The 14,645-nt window shown below is 43.3% G+C and carries 12 protein-coding genes and 1 pseudogene; 2 read left to right on the forward strand and 11 right to left on the reverse strand.

Annotation, left to right across the window (positions count from 1 at the left end):
• Nucleotides 1–4: 4 nt before the first annotated feature.
• Nucleotides 5–1,165 carry a UDP-N-acetylglucosamine 2-epimerase gene (gene neuC, locus R8P61_35295; GenBank protein ID MDW3652397.1) on the reverse strand — a complete coding sequence of 387 codons (1,161 nt, stop codon included), beginning with the start codon at nt 1,163–1,165 and terminating at the stop codon, nt 5–7.
• A gap of 162 nt (nt 1,166–1,327) precedes the next feature.
• On the opposite strand from neuC, the gene R8P61_35300 reads away from it, so the two are divergent.
• Entirely contained in the window at nt 1,328–1,867 is a 540-nt protein-coding gene (locus tag R8P61_35300; GenBank protein MDW3652398.1) for a DsrE family protein, read from the forward strand.
• 217 nt (nt 1,868–2,084) lie between these two features.
• Here R8P61_35300 and R8P61_35305 read toward each other — a convergent pair whose 3' ends face one another.
• Both R8P61_35305 and R8P61_35310 read right to left on the reverse strand, forming a co-directional pair.
• A complete protein-coding gene (locus R8P61_35305) occupies nt 2,085–2,510 on the reverse strand; it encodes a VOC family protein (protein ID MDW3652399.1) in 426 nt (141 codons plus the stop codon).
• A gap of 43 nt (nt 2,511–2,553) precedes the next feature.
• Nucleotides 2,554–3,015, reverse strand: coding sequence for an AraC family transcriptional regulator (locus R8P61_35310; protein ID MDW3652400.1), 462 nt, complete (start codon nt 3,013–3,015; stop codon nt 2,554–2,556).
• A 67-nt stretch (nt 3,016–3,082) separates the two neighbouring features.
• On the opposite strand from R8P61_35310, the gene R8P61_35315 reads away from it, so the two are divergent.
• Nucleotides 3,083–4,120, forward strand: a complete 1,038-nt coding sequence (locus R8P61_35315) for a serine hydrolase domain-containing protein (protein MDW3652401.1) — start codon at nt 3,083–3,085, stop codon at nt 4,118–4,120.
• Here R8P61_35315 and R8P61_35320 read toward each other — a convergent pair.
• From R8P61_35320 to R8P61_35355, 8 genes and pseudogenes are all read right to left on the reverse strand, one after another.
• Entirely contained in the window at nt 4,117–4,776 is a 660-nt protein-coding gene (locus R8P61_35320) for an NAD(P)H-binding protein (GenBank protein ID MDW3652402.1), read from the reverse strand. The two genes, R8P61_35315 and R8P61_35320, sit on opposite strands and share 4 nt — an antisense overlap.
• 4 nt (nt 4,777–4,780) lie before the next feature.
• Nucleotides 4,781–5,842, reverse strand: a complete 1,062-nt coding sequence (locus tag R8P61_35325) for a ThuA domain-containing protein (GenBank protein ID MDW3652403.1) — start codon at nt 5,840–5,842, stop codon at nt 4,781–4,783.
• Between the two features lie 121 nt (nt 5,843–5,963).
• Nucleotides 5,964–7,016 (reverse strand): arsenosugar biosynthesis radical SAM protein ArsS, encoded by a 1,053-nt coding sequence (gene arsS / locus R8P61_35330; protein ID MDW3652404.1) that lies wholly within the window; start codon nt 7,014–7,016, stop codon nt 5,964–5,966.
• A gap of 109 nt (nt 7,017–7,125) precedes the next feature.
• A complete protein-coding gene (locus R8P61_35335; GenBank protein MDW3652405.1) occupies nt 7,126–7,461 on the reverse strand; it encodes an arsenosugar biosynthesis-associated peroxidase-like protein in 336 nt (111 codons plus the stop codon).
• Between the two features lie 258 nt (nt 7,462–7,719).
• A pseudogene (locus R8P61_35340) lies at nt 7,720–8,439 on the reverse strand (metallophosphoesterase family protein).
• A complete protein-coding gene (locus R8P61_35345) occupies nt 8,333–9,697 on the reverse strand; it encodes a sodium:solute symporter (GenBank protein ID MDW3652406.1) in 1,365 nt (454 codons plus the stop codon). The pseudogene R8P61_35340 and the gene R8P61_35345 overlap by 107 nt, the downstream one beginning before the upstream one ends.
• A gap of 152 nt (nt 9,698–9,849) precedes the next feature.
• Nucleotides 9,850–11,295, reverse strand: a complete 1,446-nt coding sequence (locus tag R8P61_35350) for a SusD/RagB family nutrient-binding outer membrane lipoprotein (protein ID MDW3652407.1) — start codon at nt 11,293–11,295, stop codon at nt 9,850–9,852.
• A gap of 92 nt (nt 11,296–11,387) precedes the next feature.
• Entirely contained in the window at nt 11,388–14,597 is a 3,210-nt protein-coding gene (locus tag R8P61_35355; GenBank protein ID MDW3652408.1) for a SusC/RagA family TonB-linked outer membrane protein, read from the reverse strand.
• Nucleotides 14,598–14,645: the final 48 nt, after the last annotated feature.

Raw genomic sequence — 14,645 nt, forward strand, 5'->3', positions numbered from 1 at the left:
GCTTTTATCTTAGGTCGTAAAATTCTTTTTTCAGGATTCCCTCCAATTCAACCTCTGCAATTTTTTCTACGATGAATTTGGAAGGATTTTCAGTGCCATAAGGATTTTTTACAGCTGTTAGGCTTTCTTTGAAAGCCGGGCTAAACATTTTATCCAGGGCAGAGGAAATAGCGGCTTCCGTAGGTTCGCAGGAAATGACACTATCTGCTTTTATCCTTCCTTTCTGTCGATCTCCTATATCAATGGTCGCTATTTTAAAGCTCGGCACTTCTATCAAACCGCTGGATGAATTCCCCACGGCCCCATCCATATACTGGAGCGCAGATAAATACCTGATTTGTCCCAAAGAAGTAAAACCTACAGCTTTATGGGAATTTTCACTCACATAGCGATCAATCATTTCTATAATGATCCTTCCATCTGTATCTGCATTAGGCTTGGTAAAGATTAAGGTACAATCTTCGACCTTATCCAGGGCATGTAAGAGGGCTTGAAACTGCTGGCGGGCAGTTGCATGTTCCAGGGTAACCGGATGAAAGGTTATCAGGATGTTTCTCTTATTCAGTTTGAAACCTATGGATTCCTCAAACTGCTCTTTGCTATAGAGCTCCAATCGGTTGATATTCTCAATTCCAAGCGCACCTACATTAAAAACGCGATCCGGCTGCTCACCCAATTGGATCACCCTGTTTTTATATTCTTCTGTAGCCGTAAAGTGCAGGTGAGACATTTTGCTGATCGAATGCCGAATAGGTTCATCGATCAGACCTTCTGTTGCTTCTCCTCCATGAAAATGAGCAATTGGGATTCGGCTGATCATGGCTGCCTGAGCCGCCGCCAGAATCTCAAATCGATCACCTAAAACGGCTATGATATCGGGTTGAAGTTCTTCAAAGGCTTCGGCAAAACTGATCACGCCCAGGCCAATACTTTTGGAAATACCGACAGGCGTATCCGAAGAAAGCAGAATTTCAATCTTTTTATGGAGGGGAAAACCATCTTCCTCGATCTTCTTATAGGTAAGCCCAAATTCCGGGGACAGATGCATCCCGGTAGCTATGATCTGCAATTCGATAGAGGGATTTTGCTCCAATTCCCGCATGACCCAATACATCAGGCCGTACTCGGCTCTTGTACCTGTGATCACACATACTTTCCTTTTCATCTTGCGTTTTTATTTTCGAGGCCTAAAATATCTCCTTTCTTGACCCATTCAAAACCCAAATTGCTCCCCAATTTTTCTAAACCTTACATCATTAGTCAAATATGAAGAGATAGCATAAAAAATCGATAAAGCTTATCTTGGGACTTCATTTAACGAAACGACATGCGCTTTCTTATTTTATTTAGTTTTCTGGCAATGAGTACTTCTCTTTCCGCTCAGGCCCCTCATAAATCTCCCGGGCCTTTGGTGCCTGACTTTGGGGCTGTCTGGCATGTGCCCAATCCCGAGTTTGAGACTGCTAAAGATATTGAGTATCGGGTGATGTTTGACATTTATAATAGTCCGGATGATCCTGAGCGGTTAAATTTAGCCTTGAACAGTCTGGCTAGATTTATGAATATGCATGCGAAAGCGGGTGTGCCTGCCGAAAAGCTGCATGTGGTAGGTATTGTACATAATAAAGCTTCCTGGGATTTGTTGATGGATGAAGCTTATGAAGCAAAATTTGGAGTTCCCAATCCCAATCGGAAATTGATTGAGCAACTTACTGCTGCCGGAGCAAAATTCTATCAATGCGGACAGTCTTTATACTCTCGGGCAGTTCCCAGAGATAAATTGATGCCTGAGGTGGAAGTAGCACTTTCAGCTATGACTGTGATTATGAACTTGCAGCAAGAGGGGTATCAGCTGATTAAGTTTTAAGACATAAAACGACAACATGCTTGTCATTGCGAGTCCTTATCAAGGGCGAAGCAATCCCCTTGATTCCAGATAGTCTTTTGTAGCCAAGGAGATTGCTTCGCCGAAGTTTTCGGCTCGCAATGACAAGGCCTGTGTAAAGTCTCTATCCCAACAAAAAAGCCTGAGACACTCAGAGCGAATATCTCAGACTCATGCTTAAAAAGCGTTCTTATGCGTTTCAGGATTGAGGGGCTTCTTTCTTTTGTCCTAGGGAAAACCAATTTCCGGAATCATCTTTGAATAAGGCCTCTATTCCATAGAATTCTTTGGTCGGCTCTTTCTTAAATTCAACTCCCTTAGCCTTGAGTTCTTCATAGGTGGCATAAATGTCATTGCATTCAAATACCCCGAACCCAAAGGTTCCTTTTTTGACAAGCGTAGCCAATGCGTCTGCCGTTTCCTGATCGTACATCATGCCCGCTTTAATCGGCATAAGGGTGATTTCTAAATCAGGTTGCTCGGGAGGAGTTACGGTCAGCCATCTCATATCCGGTCCCATGGGTGCATCAGTATGAACCTTGAATCCCAGCTTATTGACGTAGAAATCATAAGCACTTTCCTGGTCCAGTACATAAATACTGGCGTGTGATAATTTTGCAATCATATTGAAGTGTTTAATCTGTTATGTCCCAAAGATGGCAAGGGATTCAATCTTTAACTTCTTCAAAATTGCTATTTTCTGTCCAGCCGTTAAATTCTGCAAAGCAGTTGGGAACATATTTCAGGGGGGTTTTTGCCTGATCCGCTTTGAGGAGTTTATGTTCCTTTTGAAATTGTGAGGGGCTAAGGCCGGTCTTTCGTTTAAATAAGCCGGTAAAAGAAGTGAGGCTGTCATGACCCACCAAAAAACATACTTCAGATACCGAATTGCCTTGCTCTAGCAATACTTTTGCCCGAGCCATACGTACTGACATCAAATACTGGTAAGGGGTCTTTCCGTATATTTTTTTGAAGAGGCGGAGAAAGTGATATTTGGAGAAATAAGCTTCATCCGAAATGGCATCCAGGTCCAGTTTTTCCGAAAAATGTGCATCTATGTAGAGTTTGGCCTGAACCACTCTGCGATACAAATACACTTTGGGATAAACTTCGCCTGACATTTTTTTCATTCTTTAGAGAATTTACGGAAAGAATGCCGTATAAAGAAAAAGGCCCTTAATCCGAATCCATAGAAAGATGAAAAAACTACTATTCGTATTTCTGTTTCTTTGCAGCCTCCTTTACGCCCAAAATATTGACAGAGAAAAGCTGAATCGCGAAATTAAAAATGAAATCAAGGATAGCTATGCCTGCTCAGTAGAGGTTTATCTGAAAGGTTCGCAGGTTTTCAATGCTCATTATGGACATGCTGATAAGGAAGGCCGTATTGCGATAGATAGTTCTCATCTCTTCAATGTAGCTTCTATATCTAAAACCATAACTGCTCTAGGCATCATGCAACTGTACGAAAAGGGGAAGCTGGATTTTGAGGATCAACTGGATAAATATTTTGAGAATATCCCTGCTGATAAAGCTGAAATTAGCCTTCGTCAATTGCTGACACATACTTCCGGATTCAAACAAAGTTATGCCGCTGACCGGGTCACTGATAGAGAGAAGGCCCTGGAAAAACTCTTGTCCCTCCCTTTAGCATATCAGCCGGGAGAATCCTGGTCCTATAGTAATGTAAATTATCAACTGCTTGCAATGATTGTTGAACTTGTAAGTCAGGAAAGCTATGAGACCTTTATCCGGAAAAATATATTTGAGAAAGCAGGGATGTCTCAAAGCCGTTTCTGGGGAGAGTTTGAGGAAGGCGAATATGCAAAAGTGGCTTCAACCCTTGAGCGTCTTTCCAAAAAAACCTTGAGAAGGAATTGGGGATATATTGGATCAAATGGCATTTATTCTACTGCTTCGGATTTATCCAAATTAATGCTTGCCTATCTCAAGTTTGAATTATTATCTGAAAGTTCCAGCCAATATATGCTCAATCAAAAAGTGAAAATAAGAGAGGGCCTTGAAACGGCATTCGCTTGGTTTATTTCTACACATGATGACGGGGAGGAAGAAATATGGACCCGGGGAAGCGAAAGTTGGGGACATAATGCAGTTGTCAGCTTCTTTCCGAAAGAAGATCTGATGATTGTCGTATGCTCCAATTCAGGCGAAGAAATCTCAGCCAATCGAAAGATCAGAGAGTTAGTATGGACGGAATTTAAGGGGAAAGACTAGCTCAATACATCCAGGATGTCCTTGTTTTCCAAAATCTTCATACCCCCACCTTCAAGACCAAGTTTCACCATCGCCCTTGCAAGATCAGTGGATTTGATGGACGAATTTTTTCCCAACTTAGAAATCAGAGGTTTATACAGCCAGCGAGAGACTCTGTACATGAGGTTGGGCTCATCTCGCGGAACTACCGGATAAATATAGGCGGGACGAAAGGAATGAAATTCGCCCAAATCCATAGCATCCAGGATATTTTCAATCGCTCCTTTATCCCGGGCAAACATGGTTCGGCTTTTTTCTGTCCGATCTGCCCCCGCACCACTCAATAAGCAGAAATTGATATGTTCATTTTGTGATTGCAGCGCTTTTGCAAATGCCTGCGGAATATCGACCGTTATTTCCCTGAATTTTTCCTTGCCAACATCTCCTGTATAGACTCCAATACAGAATAAAGCTAGATCCTGATTCTTAAAAGCATCTATAATGGAACTGTAATCCAGGAAATTATCGTGAACGATCTCTTTGAGTTTGGGATGAGATTTTCCACTGGCCTTTCTGACCAAAGAAGTTAGCGTTCCTACTTCCGGGTGTTCCAAGCAATATTCAAGTGCATGCGAACCTACCATTCCGCTGGCTCCTGCTATGATGACATTTTTCATAAACTTACTTCCACTTTCTTTGGCTGGACTTATTAGGCATGGGAAAATCCTCTGGAATATCCTTTTGGGTAACTTCTCCTGTAGCAGCCCACTCAGCCCCCCGTTTAAAGGTGGTGATGAAACCCACACATTCCAATGAATAATCTGTATGTCCCATGACCATATGAAATACCCGACCTTCTCCATAATCAATCGTCATTAGCATAGGTTCATTCCGATTGGTTCCTTTTAGGGGGGAGAAGTTGGAGGCATTTTTATCTACATCCGAATAGGCCGTAGCGAGAATGGTCATATTTTTTGCAGGACCTCTAAGACGATCATAGAGTTCATCTTTGGTGTGTAGCCAGTGCAAAGGCAATCCTTTGGTAATCGGGTGTTCTGTATTTTGAATCGTGATCTGATATTCATGTTGCAAACCATGAGAACCGCACTCCCCTTCCCCTTCATCTCTGACCATTTCCCGATTGTCATCTATATATACATAAGGCCCTGTATGTTGGCCTCTTCCTCCCCAACCGCCAAGGCCAATCATTTCATTATAGGCATCCCAATCTCCGAAGGAATTGTTAGCAGCGTGCACAACTATCAGTCCACCTCCTTCTGCCATATAGGTCTCAAAAGCGGCTTTAGTTTCATCAGGCCATTCACTGGCTTTCCAGCCCAGATTTGAAATGACCAGATCATACGCATTAAAATCAGGACTAAAATCCGGATCTGCCTGAGGCTCTTCTGTCATTTCTGTTGCCTTGCCTCCTTCTATCGGATACTGGGCAATAAGTTGTTTTCTATTCTCTTCCCCTCCAACACTTGGGTCAGAATGAGGACCCTGATAGGTAAAAGCTGTTCGTTCAATATCAACCTCGAAAAGCTCAGTCTCTTCCAAATAGTCTTTCATCATCATGGTGGTTTTGGGCCAAACGCCATGATTATTCTGACCATCTATGATCAGGGCTTTTAATTTAGAAGGAGAATCAGATTGGGGACTTTCTGTTTCATTTTTTTCTGTCGGTGTACAGGAAATCGAGAAAGCCCAAAATAGGGCAATAGCAAATGTTAACTGTCTCATGAGAATCGTGAAATAGTAGATAGTTTCTTATAGACTAAAGGTAAACATTTTTTTCAAGCGGTATAAATTCCCCTGGGGGCAGATAATTATCTGCCCCCAAAAGAAGATGATTTACCTGCATTTATGCAGTTGTTCCGCCACAACTGGAACCGGCACCTGCAGTACATCCATAGCAATGTTGACCCAGGATGATATTTCTCTTGCCGATTTCCTCCGTATTCCAGTCTTTCAAATGCTGCGCTTTCCCTTCCAACTTAAGCTCCAGCATCTGATTGAAATCGCAATCGTAGAGATAGCCATCCCAACTTACCGAAACGGTATTTCTACACATGACCTGTTCCGCGGCCATGGGATTGAAGGCATTGGCCAGTTCTTCCATATAGCTTTCGTAATTCTCGGTACGAATCAGGTATTCAAGAAAGCGACTAATAGGAAGATTGGTAATGGCAAAGAGTTCGTGGAAGTCGATTTCATAGCCTTCCTGGAGTTTCTTCTTGAATTGGGCTTGCAAGGCCTCCTGATGATCCGGGAGAAAAGCTCCGGATGGATTATAGACCAGATTTAGTTTGAGTTCAGAACCTTCTTTTCCATAGCCTACCTCATTGAGCATCTTCAGCGCACGGATGGATTTTTCAAAAACCCCCTCCCCTCTCTGAGCATCTGTTCTTTTGGCTGCAAAATAGGGCAAGGAAGAGACTACCTCTATGTTATGTTTTTTGAAGAATTCAGGCAGATCATAGTATTTCTTATTGGCTACTATGATGGTGAGGTTGCAACGGACTATGATATGCTTGCCTAGTGCTGAGAGTTCTTCTACAAACCAGCGAAAGTCCGGATTCATTTCGGGTGCTCCCCCCGTCAGGTCTACGGTATGGATATCCGAGTTCTTGATTGCTTCCAGACAAAGCTGCATGGTTTCACGGGTCATGATCTCTTTTCGATCCGGCCCTGCATCCACATGGCAATGTTTACAGACTTGATTACACATCTTGCCAACATTGATCTGCAGGATTTCTATGCCGCTGGGTTTTAGGGGAAAGAGATCAAGTCCTTCCATTTCCTGTTTGAACGGCTTGAAAGACATGCCTTCGGTATGTTCCAGGATCTCCCATTGACGCTCAGGATTAGCCAGGGAGTTATTACTTTTTTTCAGGGACTTAGTTGTAAGTGCCATTATATGTTTTGTTAAATTCTATGCTTAAAAGAAGTCTTGGCCGTTAGCAGTTGAGCGTGTTGACCTTCAAGACTTGACGGTTTTTACTGACAAAAAGTAGGAATGGAACCTACATCATGATTTCTTCAGCCTTTTGCATCATTTGGACGCCATGTATGAGCACAGATCCGCTTTGGATAGCTGTTGCTACATGGAGGGCTTCCATCATTTGTCCTTCGTCATAACCTTTAACTACTGCATTTTTGGTGTACATGTCGATGCAGTAAGGGCATTGGATGGCGTGTGATACGGCCAATGCGATCAAAGCTTTTTCTCTGGCGCTTAGTTCTCCGTCTTTGAAGACAGAACCGTAGTACTCAAAATACTTTTCACCCAGTTCGGGTTGCCATTCGGAAACATCGCCGAATTTGTTGAGGTCTTTGGGATTATAATACGTATTTGACATATTCTTTTTTGATTGGTTTAAAGGTGAAGGATTAGGTGTAGGGGCTATATAGCCCGGAGGATCGGCCAGGGTGATCCTTACTCCTTGCTGAGAAGTTTCTTCCTCGGGCAGGATGTCATTATTGTCCCATAGGCCATTGATAAGTGTATCTGCATAAGCATCTGGAAGTCCTTTCAGACGCATGCGTTTCGAACTTTGTACATGATCGTATTCTAGGGCATGATGGCTGTATGAGAAACTCTCTTCCTCTTCTTCCAGCATCATGTACCAGCTTCTTGGGGTCCCATCATTAGCAGGCATCCCGATGACTCCCGGGTTTAGCCATGCTTTGCCTTCCTTTTCCTCTGAAAAAGGCAATCCACAATGACCAGCTAGGATCACATCCACGCCAGCTTTATCAAAATACTCCTGCTTGACTTCCCAGGGAGTAGAGGAAAAAATGTATTCGGAGATGACATCATAGGAGCCATGTACCACTCCGAACTTTTTGCCCGCATAAATAAAGTCGAGATGAAAGGGAAGAGCCTTGATCCAATTCAGGGAAGATTCATTCACTTCATTTCGGGCGAAAGGGTACCATTGCTGGGAAAGCATATCACATCGACTGCCTTCTGCAAAATTACAGCCGCAATCTTCTACCCCATTACTAAGGTTTTCTTCAACATTTCCCGCAATGACATGTACGCCCCAATCTTTCATTAGTGCGACACATTCATTTGGCTGAGCGCAATAGGCGACTACATCCCCGGTACAAATGATGTTTTCAGGAGGGATTTTCTCTTTTTTGGCAATCTCATACAAAGCTTCCAAAGCTTGAAGATTGCTATAGACACCTCCAAAGATTAATAATTTGCCCTGGAGGCTTCCTATATTATGCGATGCTTTCATAAGTTTTAGTTTTGGTGAAAAGAGCTGCTGTGAAAAAAAGGAGGAAGCAAAGGCTGATAGCCAGAATATTGGCCGAGAGTAAAACCGCATATTTCCCCTCAAAGAATACCCATGTTTTCGGATAGAGATCGGCAGCCAGTAAGAATCCAAAGAGCAGGCCCACTCCTATGCTGAGGTAATAAGAGATGCGGGGGAAAGTTTTATTCCAAAAGAGAAAAACCGGACTCAATCCCAGAACCATGGTACCGCTTATGGTCGTTGCAGAAAGTATTTCAGCTCCCAGAAACGCAGGTATGCTTCCCAGAATCGCTACTCCTGCAATTACCCATCTACCAAAGAAAATTTGCCTGTCGGCAAACAGTCGATGATCAATGACAAAGAGTTTTGCGAAGGAATTGAAAGCTGAATCCAGGGTTGAAGCTGCCGAAGTAACCATGATGAAATTCATGGCCAGCATCATAACCAGGCCTAGTAGTTTGCTAACTTCCACGGGAGCCTGTCCTTCCAGGCCCTGAAAAGAAGCATAGATTCCTACAAAGCTAAAGAGCAGGATACACAGAGAGCCAAGTAGGGTCGCAAAAATGAAGCTTCTTAAGGTCGTTTTAGGATCACTGATGAATGCTCGATCAGTCAGTACTGGATCATGAAAGGGATAACTGAAGACTTGTATGATAGCAACAAAAAAGAGGTCCAATCCACCAGCAATCGTCCAGCTCCCACTGCTCACAAATTTCCCTATATCGCCATTCTCTTTTGGGAGAATGATAGCGAGTATCACGAAAAGCAAAACCCCAAAAAGGATCATCTGGATAAGATCCGTTAGCAGGGAACTTCTCAAGCCTCCTTTTAGAGTATAAGCGACAGTCAGGAGGGTAAATACCATAATGGAGAGATAAAATGGACTACTTCCACTTTGCCCGAAATATGAACCAATTACCAAATTGTTGGACCAGACTTCATTGAGTAGGCGGATGCCGATCAATAGAGAAAAGATCAGCACCGCGCTACTTCCATACTTACTTTCGAGAAAATGATGCAAGGAGGTAAAACCGCCTTTGGTACGCATCCGATAAATAATAATTCCTGCTACTAAAAAGGAGAGATAATAAGCAGCATAGGCCACACCACCGACCATCCCAAAGCTCATCCCAAGATTGGCAGCATTGGTGATGGACTTGGCAAATAGCCAACTGATGACCAGACTGCTCGTCAAAATCCAGAAGCCTGGAGCCTGATCGTTTTTACTTCCCCGAAAGAAATCTTCCTTCGTTTTCGCCCAGGGGGAGATGAAAAAGATCAGCAGGCTTGAGCCGATGAGCAATATCCATTGTAGGCTGATGCTATCCATGCCTGAATATTAGATTAAACATTTCTGTCATCCCTTCCTTACTCCAAGAGCCGGGACCTCTAGCTAACTTTTTATAGTTGCCAGGGATCCCGGACATCTGTGTGGACAGATTGCGGGATGACAGTTTTTTTGTAGTTCTAATCATTTTCTCTTTATTCCACATCCCACCATACTGGTGAATTAACGCTATTCCCATCGGTAGCAGAAGCTGCAACATTGTAATTCGCTGCATTCAAAGCCGCCTCATCCGTAGGATAAGGAAGGCGTACCGGGATCAGGTCATTATTCAGACTGGCAGAGATCGTTTTAAGTTGGGGAAAGCCCGTTCTGCGATACTCTATCCAGCCTTCATAGCCATTGACGATATTTGCCAGCCATTTTTGCGTAATGATCTGCTCAAGGGGATTGGCTCCGTTTTGTCCGTAGGCAGCATTTCCAGTTGTGAGGTAGTCAGCCGGTAATTCCGTTTGCCAATACTCAAAAGCCAGCCTGACTCCTTCTTCATACAAAGCTTGTGCATCAGCATTGATCCAGCCACGAGCTGCGGCTTCTGCCAAAAGGAAGTGAGTTTCCCAAGCCGTCATATAATTGGCGTCCAGGTCTCCGGTTCTTTCTCTGAATATGCTGCCCGACAATGAAAAGTCGGCCACAGAGATTGAGGTTTGGGAAGCATCCGGCCCATTCAACAAACCATTGAATTCATTGGGATTATTGGAGGTAGGGCGAAAGAAAACAGCCATGCGAGGATCATTCAAATCCTTGAGGATTTCCTCCATGGTTTCAGACATGATGAAGAGATTGAAATCTCCGATACGAGCAGTAGCCAGACGGAAATTGTTCGGTTCTGTATTGGTGAAGTCGAATGTAGCATTCTGCCCATTTTCACTGATAAAATTTCCTTCTGCATAAATCTCCTGCACCAAAGTCCGGCTGTCTCTTTGCTCACTGGCTCTCATGAGATATTTGAGCTTAAGAGAATTGGCAAAGCGCAACCAGGCATTCAAATCACCCTCAAAAAGAATATCTCCATCGAGTGCTATACTTCCCTGATAATTGTTAAGGGCAATAATGGCTTTATCCAGATTGTCCAGAATTCCATTATCGCCCAGATATATATCCTCTTGATTATCATAGACCGGAGTGATAGTCCCATCTTTACCCGCTAAGGCTTCTGAGTAAGGAACATTTCCATACATATCGGTGAGAGCAGCAGTCAGGTAAGCTTTTAAGATCAAAGCCGGGCCCTCATAGACTTCGGCTGCCGTTTCTGATCGGGCTTTCTCCAGGATGATTTCATTGTCCCTGAGATTTGTATAAAGAATGGGCCAGGGATTTCCCCCAAACTGTGTTTCGGTCAAACTATGTCTATCGAAGAGGTTGAAGTCTATAGCGGTGAAATACTGCCCCAGCAGATTTCCGGCTACAAAACCTTCGTAAGACATCTGCTCCGCATAGTCAAAGAGGACATGTCGCAGCAATAAACTCGACTCTACATCTATGGGAGCATTGGGATTTGTATTGATTTCCTCAAACTGATTCGTACAGGAGGAAATCAGTATTGCAATTAAGCTTATATATATAAGGTGTATGATTTTCATAATTAGTCTTTATTTCAGATAAGCGCGCTGGAGTTGGTTGGGCCATTCCGATTTTGCGCAACCTTTCTAAAAAGTTGCAAAGAGATTTATTCCTAAAATTCAATACCGAGATTGACACCAAAGCTTCTGACAGTTGGATAGGACATATCCTCGACCCCCAGGACAAAATTGTTGCCTTGGACAGCTAATTGTTCGGGATCGAAATGTGGGATGTCGGAAATGGCAAAAAGATTCCTACCGATCAGTGATACTCTCAGAGATTCGATATTGCCAGTAATAGGGAAATTATATCCCAGGCTGAATTCCCGCAGTTTCACATAAGTCGCATCATACGTATTGTTCTCCTCATGATTTCTATCATAGAATTGGCGATAGTAGGCCTCAGGAGAAATGGGCCTTGTATTCTGAACATAATTGGGTTCGCTTGTTGAACCGATATTCTGCACACCATCAATGATAATTCCTCCTTCAGGCCTGAAAGCGGTTTCTTCCAACTGCCCTCCTACCCCTGCCAAAGCCTGGGTACGTGAGATCAGTTCTCCTCCTTGTCTCCAATCCACCACAAAGCCCAGCTTGAAATTTTGAAACTCAATCTGATTGTTGAAACCCAGGATGAAATCAGGATTATAGTTACCCAATTTTTTGAGGGTATTGTCTACGATGAAACGCCCTTGCTCATTGACCACAAAATCTCCATTTTCATTTCGCAAATAGCCCGTACCCCACATATCTCCAATTCTATCTCCTTCTCTGACCTGGTACCAGACGGTTTGATTCACATTATCATATACCCGTGTATAGGCCAGTGTTAGTCGATCGGCTTCTACAGGAAGGGATTCAACCCTGGCAACATTCTTACTAAAGTTGAAGAACATTCGCCATTTGAAATTTCGATTGAAGATCGGTCTTAGTCCAAGAATCAATTCAACTCCTTCTGAACGAACGGCCCCTCCATTTACGACTTGCTCATTGTATCCAGAAGAAATCGCTATGGGCAAAGAAATGATCTGATTTTCAGTGAGCGCATTATAATAGGTCGCATCAACAATCAGTTTATCCCCGAAGAATCGCAACTCCGCTCCAAGCTCTACAGAACTTGTTTGTTCGGGTAAGAGATTGGCATTGGCTATCCTATTTTGATCGCTGAAAGTAGGCTGAGAATTGAAAGGGGTTTGTGCCTGAAATACACCTGCCGTTTGGAAAGGATTGGTGTCATTGCCAACTTGTGCCCAGCTAGTTCGAACTTTGGCAAAATTGAACCAATCAGGAAGGTTGAGAATTCTCGATAGAATCAGGCTGGAAGAGATCGAAGGATAAAAGAAGGATACATTTTCGGTTGAAAAGGGAGAGGCTAATGCGCTTGACCAATCATTTCGTCCCGTCACATCCACATAGAGAAAATCTTTGTAGCTCAATTTCAAAAGCCCATAAAAACTATTGATTCTCTTTTGGGAAGCAAATTCAAATATTTCTAAGGGCGATGCTGCATTGGATAAGGTGAAAATTCCGGGTTGTGCCAAAGAGGTCGCTTGCGTTTGTACGGTAGCAGCCTCTTGATCCATGCGATTTCCTCCTAAAGAAAGGTCAAATCCAATGTCCCCCACTTCCCGATTATAGTTAAGAAGGAAGTCCGTATTTATTTCTCTGAAAAAGACATTATGTTCAGCATAGGCTCCATTTCTGAATCTATTGGAACTAAAGGCTCGTCTGAATTTCCGGCCTTCATCAGAATAATCCATGCCGCTTCTTATTCTCAGGCTCAGATTTTCATTGAACTTATAGGATGCCATCAGATTTCCATATACCCGATTTCTTTGAAAGGAATTTCGGTTTTCGAGCAGGATGAAATAGGGATTGTCGAAAAAGGTATAGTTGAAAGAATACTGCTGCACATCTTCTAGACCAGGTTGCCAGTAATCTCGTAAAGGTTCCAGATCTGTTTGTCTTCCCAACCAGGCTACGATAGAGTAGTTGATATTTTCTGATCCGTATCCATTGGCGGGTCTGTTGCGACTTTGGCTGTGGATATAGTTGATGTTGGATGTGATCTCTAATCCTTCTATTGGGCGAAAGGCCAGCCGAGCTGAAGCCGTTTTGCGATCCAGATCAACTCCGGGAATAACAGACTCACTTCGCAAATCTGTCAGGGACAAACGGTAGTTTCCATTTTCAGATGCGCCTGAAAAAGCCAGATTATTGATCGTGGTAACTCCTGTTTCGTAGAAGTTTTTGACATTGTCGGGACTGGAAGTAAAAGGAGTAGGTGTAATGGGCAAACCTCCATGAACGGCTACATCCCCTCCCCTGACTACGCTTCCATCTGGCAAAGTAACCGGACTGTCATGTTGTGGAATCAATAAACCGGCATCCAGCTGAGGACCATAGCTATAGGTGATATTATCATTTATTCCCCCACCCAATCCATCAACAAAAGCAAATTCCCCACTATTTCCTTGTCCATACTCATTTTGGAAACGCGGAAGCTGAAAGGGTTTATCAAGGAAGGTGGTGGAACTAAAACTGAAGCCCCTTCCCTTTTTTTCTGAACCATCTTTAGTCGTAATGATGATCACTCCATTGGAGGCGCGGGTTCCATAAAGAGCTGCTGCTGCCGGGCCTTTTAATACAGATACAGATGCTATATCATCGGGATTGACAGACATGGCTCCATTCCCAAAATCAACCTCTTGAAATCCTGCTGCCGCCTCATTGGTAAAGTTAAGGATGGAATTATTGTTGATGATTACTCCATCGACTACAAAGAGAGGATTATTATTGGTGAAAGAGGCTTCTCCCCGAATCGTAACTTTAGTAGATGAACCTACGCCTGTGGCTCCCTGATTGACGGTCAAACCTGCTACTTTCGCCCCGAGATTATCGAGGAAGTTGACTGACTTGACGCCTGTGAGTTCTTCTGCATCAACTTTCTGAATCACATAGCCCAGATCTTCTGCTTTTCTTTCCAGTCCCAGAGCGGTGATAAAGACTTCATCCAATTCGAGACTAGCCTCACTAAGCATGATCTCATAAAATCCGATCTGTTTGACGACAAATTCATAGGGCTCATAGCCAAGGTAATTGATCTGGATATTATCATCGAGGCTGGCAGCTAAAGAAAATTTCCCTTCTTGATCGCTTATAGCTCCTTGCTGAGTTTCTTTATTGAGGATACTGGCACCAATGATGATGCCTTCAGGACTTTTTATGATGCCAGAGATTTTTTGGGTCTGGCTAAAAGCCTGCTGGGGAGCAAAAATGCTCCATATAAATATAAGTCCATAGAGGACCCTGTAGCGTGTCATAAATGTTCGTAGAATTTAGGTGAAATACATGCGGCAAATCAGCCTTGA

The sequence above is a fragment of the Bacteroidia bacterium genome, assembly GCA_033391075.1.
Lineage (GTDB): Bacteria > Bacteroidota > Bacteroidia > J057 > J057 > JAWPMV01.

What these genes read in the sequence shown, in the direction of transcription:
- R8P61_35305 (MDW3652399.1), bottom strand. Translation starts at nt 2,510, where the DNA reads ATGATTGCAAAATTATCACACGCCAGTATTTATGTACTGGACCAGGAA.
- R8P61_35325 (MDW3652403.1), bottom strand. Translation starts at nt 5,842, where the DNA reads ATGAGACAGTTAACATTTGCTATTGCCCTATTTTGGGCTTTCTCGATT.
- R8P61_35320 (MDW3652402.1), bottom strand. Translation starts at nt 4,776, where the DNA reads ATGAAAAATGTCATCATAGCAGGAGCCAGCGGAATGGTAGGTTCGCAT.
- arsS (MDW3652404.1), bottom strand. Translation starts at nt 7,016, where the DNA reads ATGGCACTTACAACTAAGTCCCTGAAAAAAAGTAATAACTCCCTGGCT.
- R8P61_35315 (MDW3652401.1), top strand. Translation starts at nt 3,083, where the DNA reads ATGAAAAAACTACTATTCGTATTTCTGTTTCTTTGCAGCCTCCTTTAC.
- R8P61_35310 (MDW3652400.1), bottom strand. Translation starts at nt 3,015, where the DNA reads ATGAAAAAAATGTCAGGCGAAGTTTATCCCAAAGTGTATTTGTATCGC.
- R8P61_35300 (MDW3652398.1), top strand. Translation starts at nt 1,328, where the DNA reads ATGCGCTTTCTTATTTTATTTAGTTTTCTGGCAATGAGTACTTCTCTT.
- neuC (MDW3652397.1), bottom strand. Translation starts at nt 1,165, where the DNA reads ATGAAAAGGAAAGTATGTGTGATCACAGGTACAAGAGCCGAGTACGGC.
- R8P61_35350 (MDW3652407.1), bottom strand. Translation starts at nt 11,295, where the DNA reads ATGAAAATCATACACCTTATATATATAAGCTTAATTGCAATACTGATT.
- R8P61_35355 (MDW3652408.1), bottom strand. Translation starts at nt 14,597, where the DNA reads ATGACACGCTACAGGGTCCTCTATGGACTTATATTTATATGGAGCATT.
- R8P61_35345 (MDW3652406.1), bottom strand. Translation starts at nt 9,697, where the DNA reads ATGGATAGCATCAGCCTACAATGGATATTGCTCATCGGCTCAAGCCTG.
- R8P61_35335 (MDW3652405.1), bottom strand. Translation starts at nt 7,461, where the DNA reads ATGTCAAATACGTATTATAATCCCAAAGACCTCAACAAATTCGGCGAT.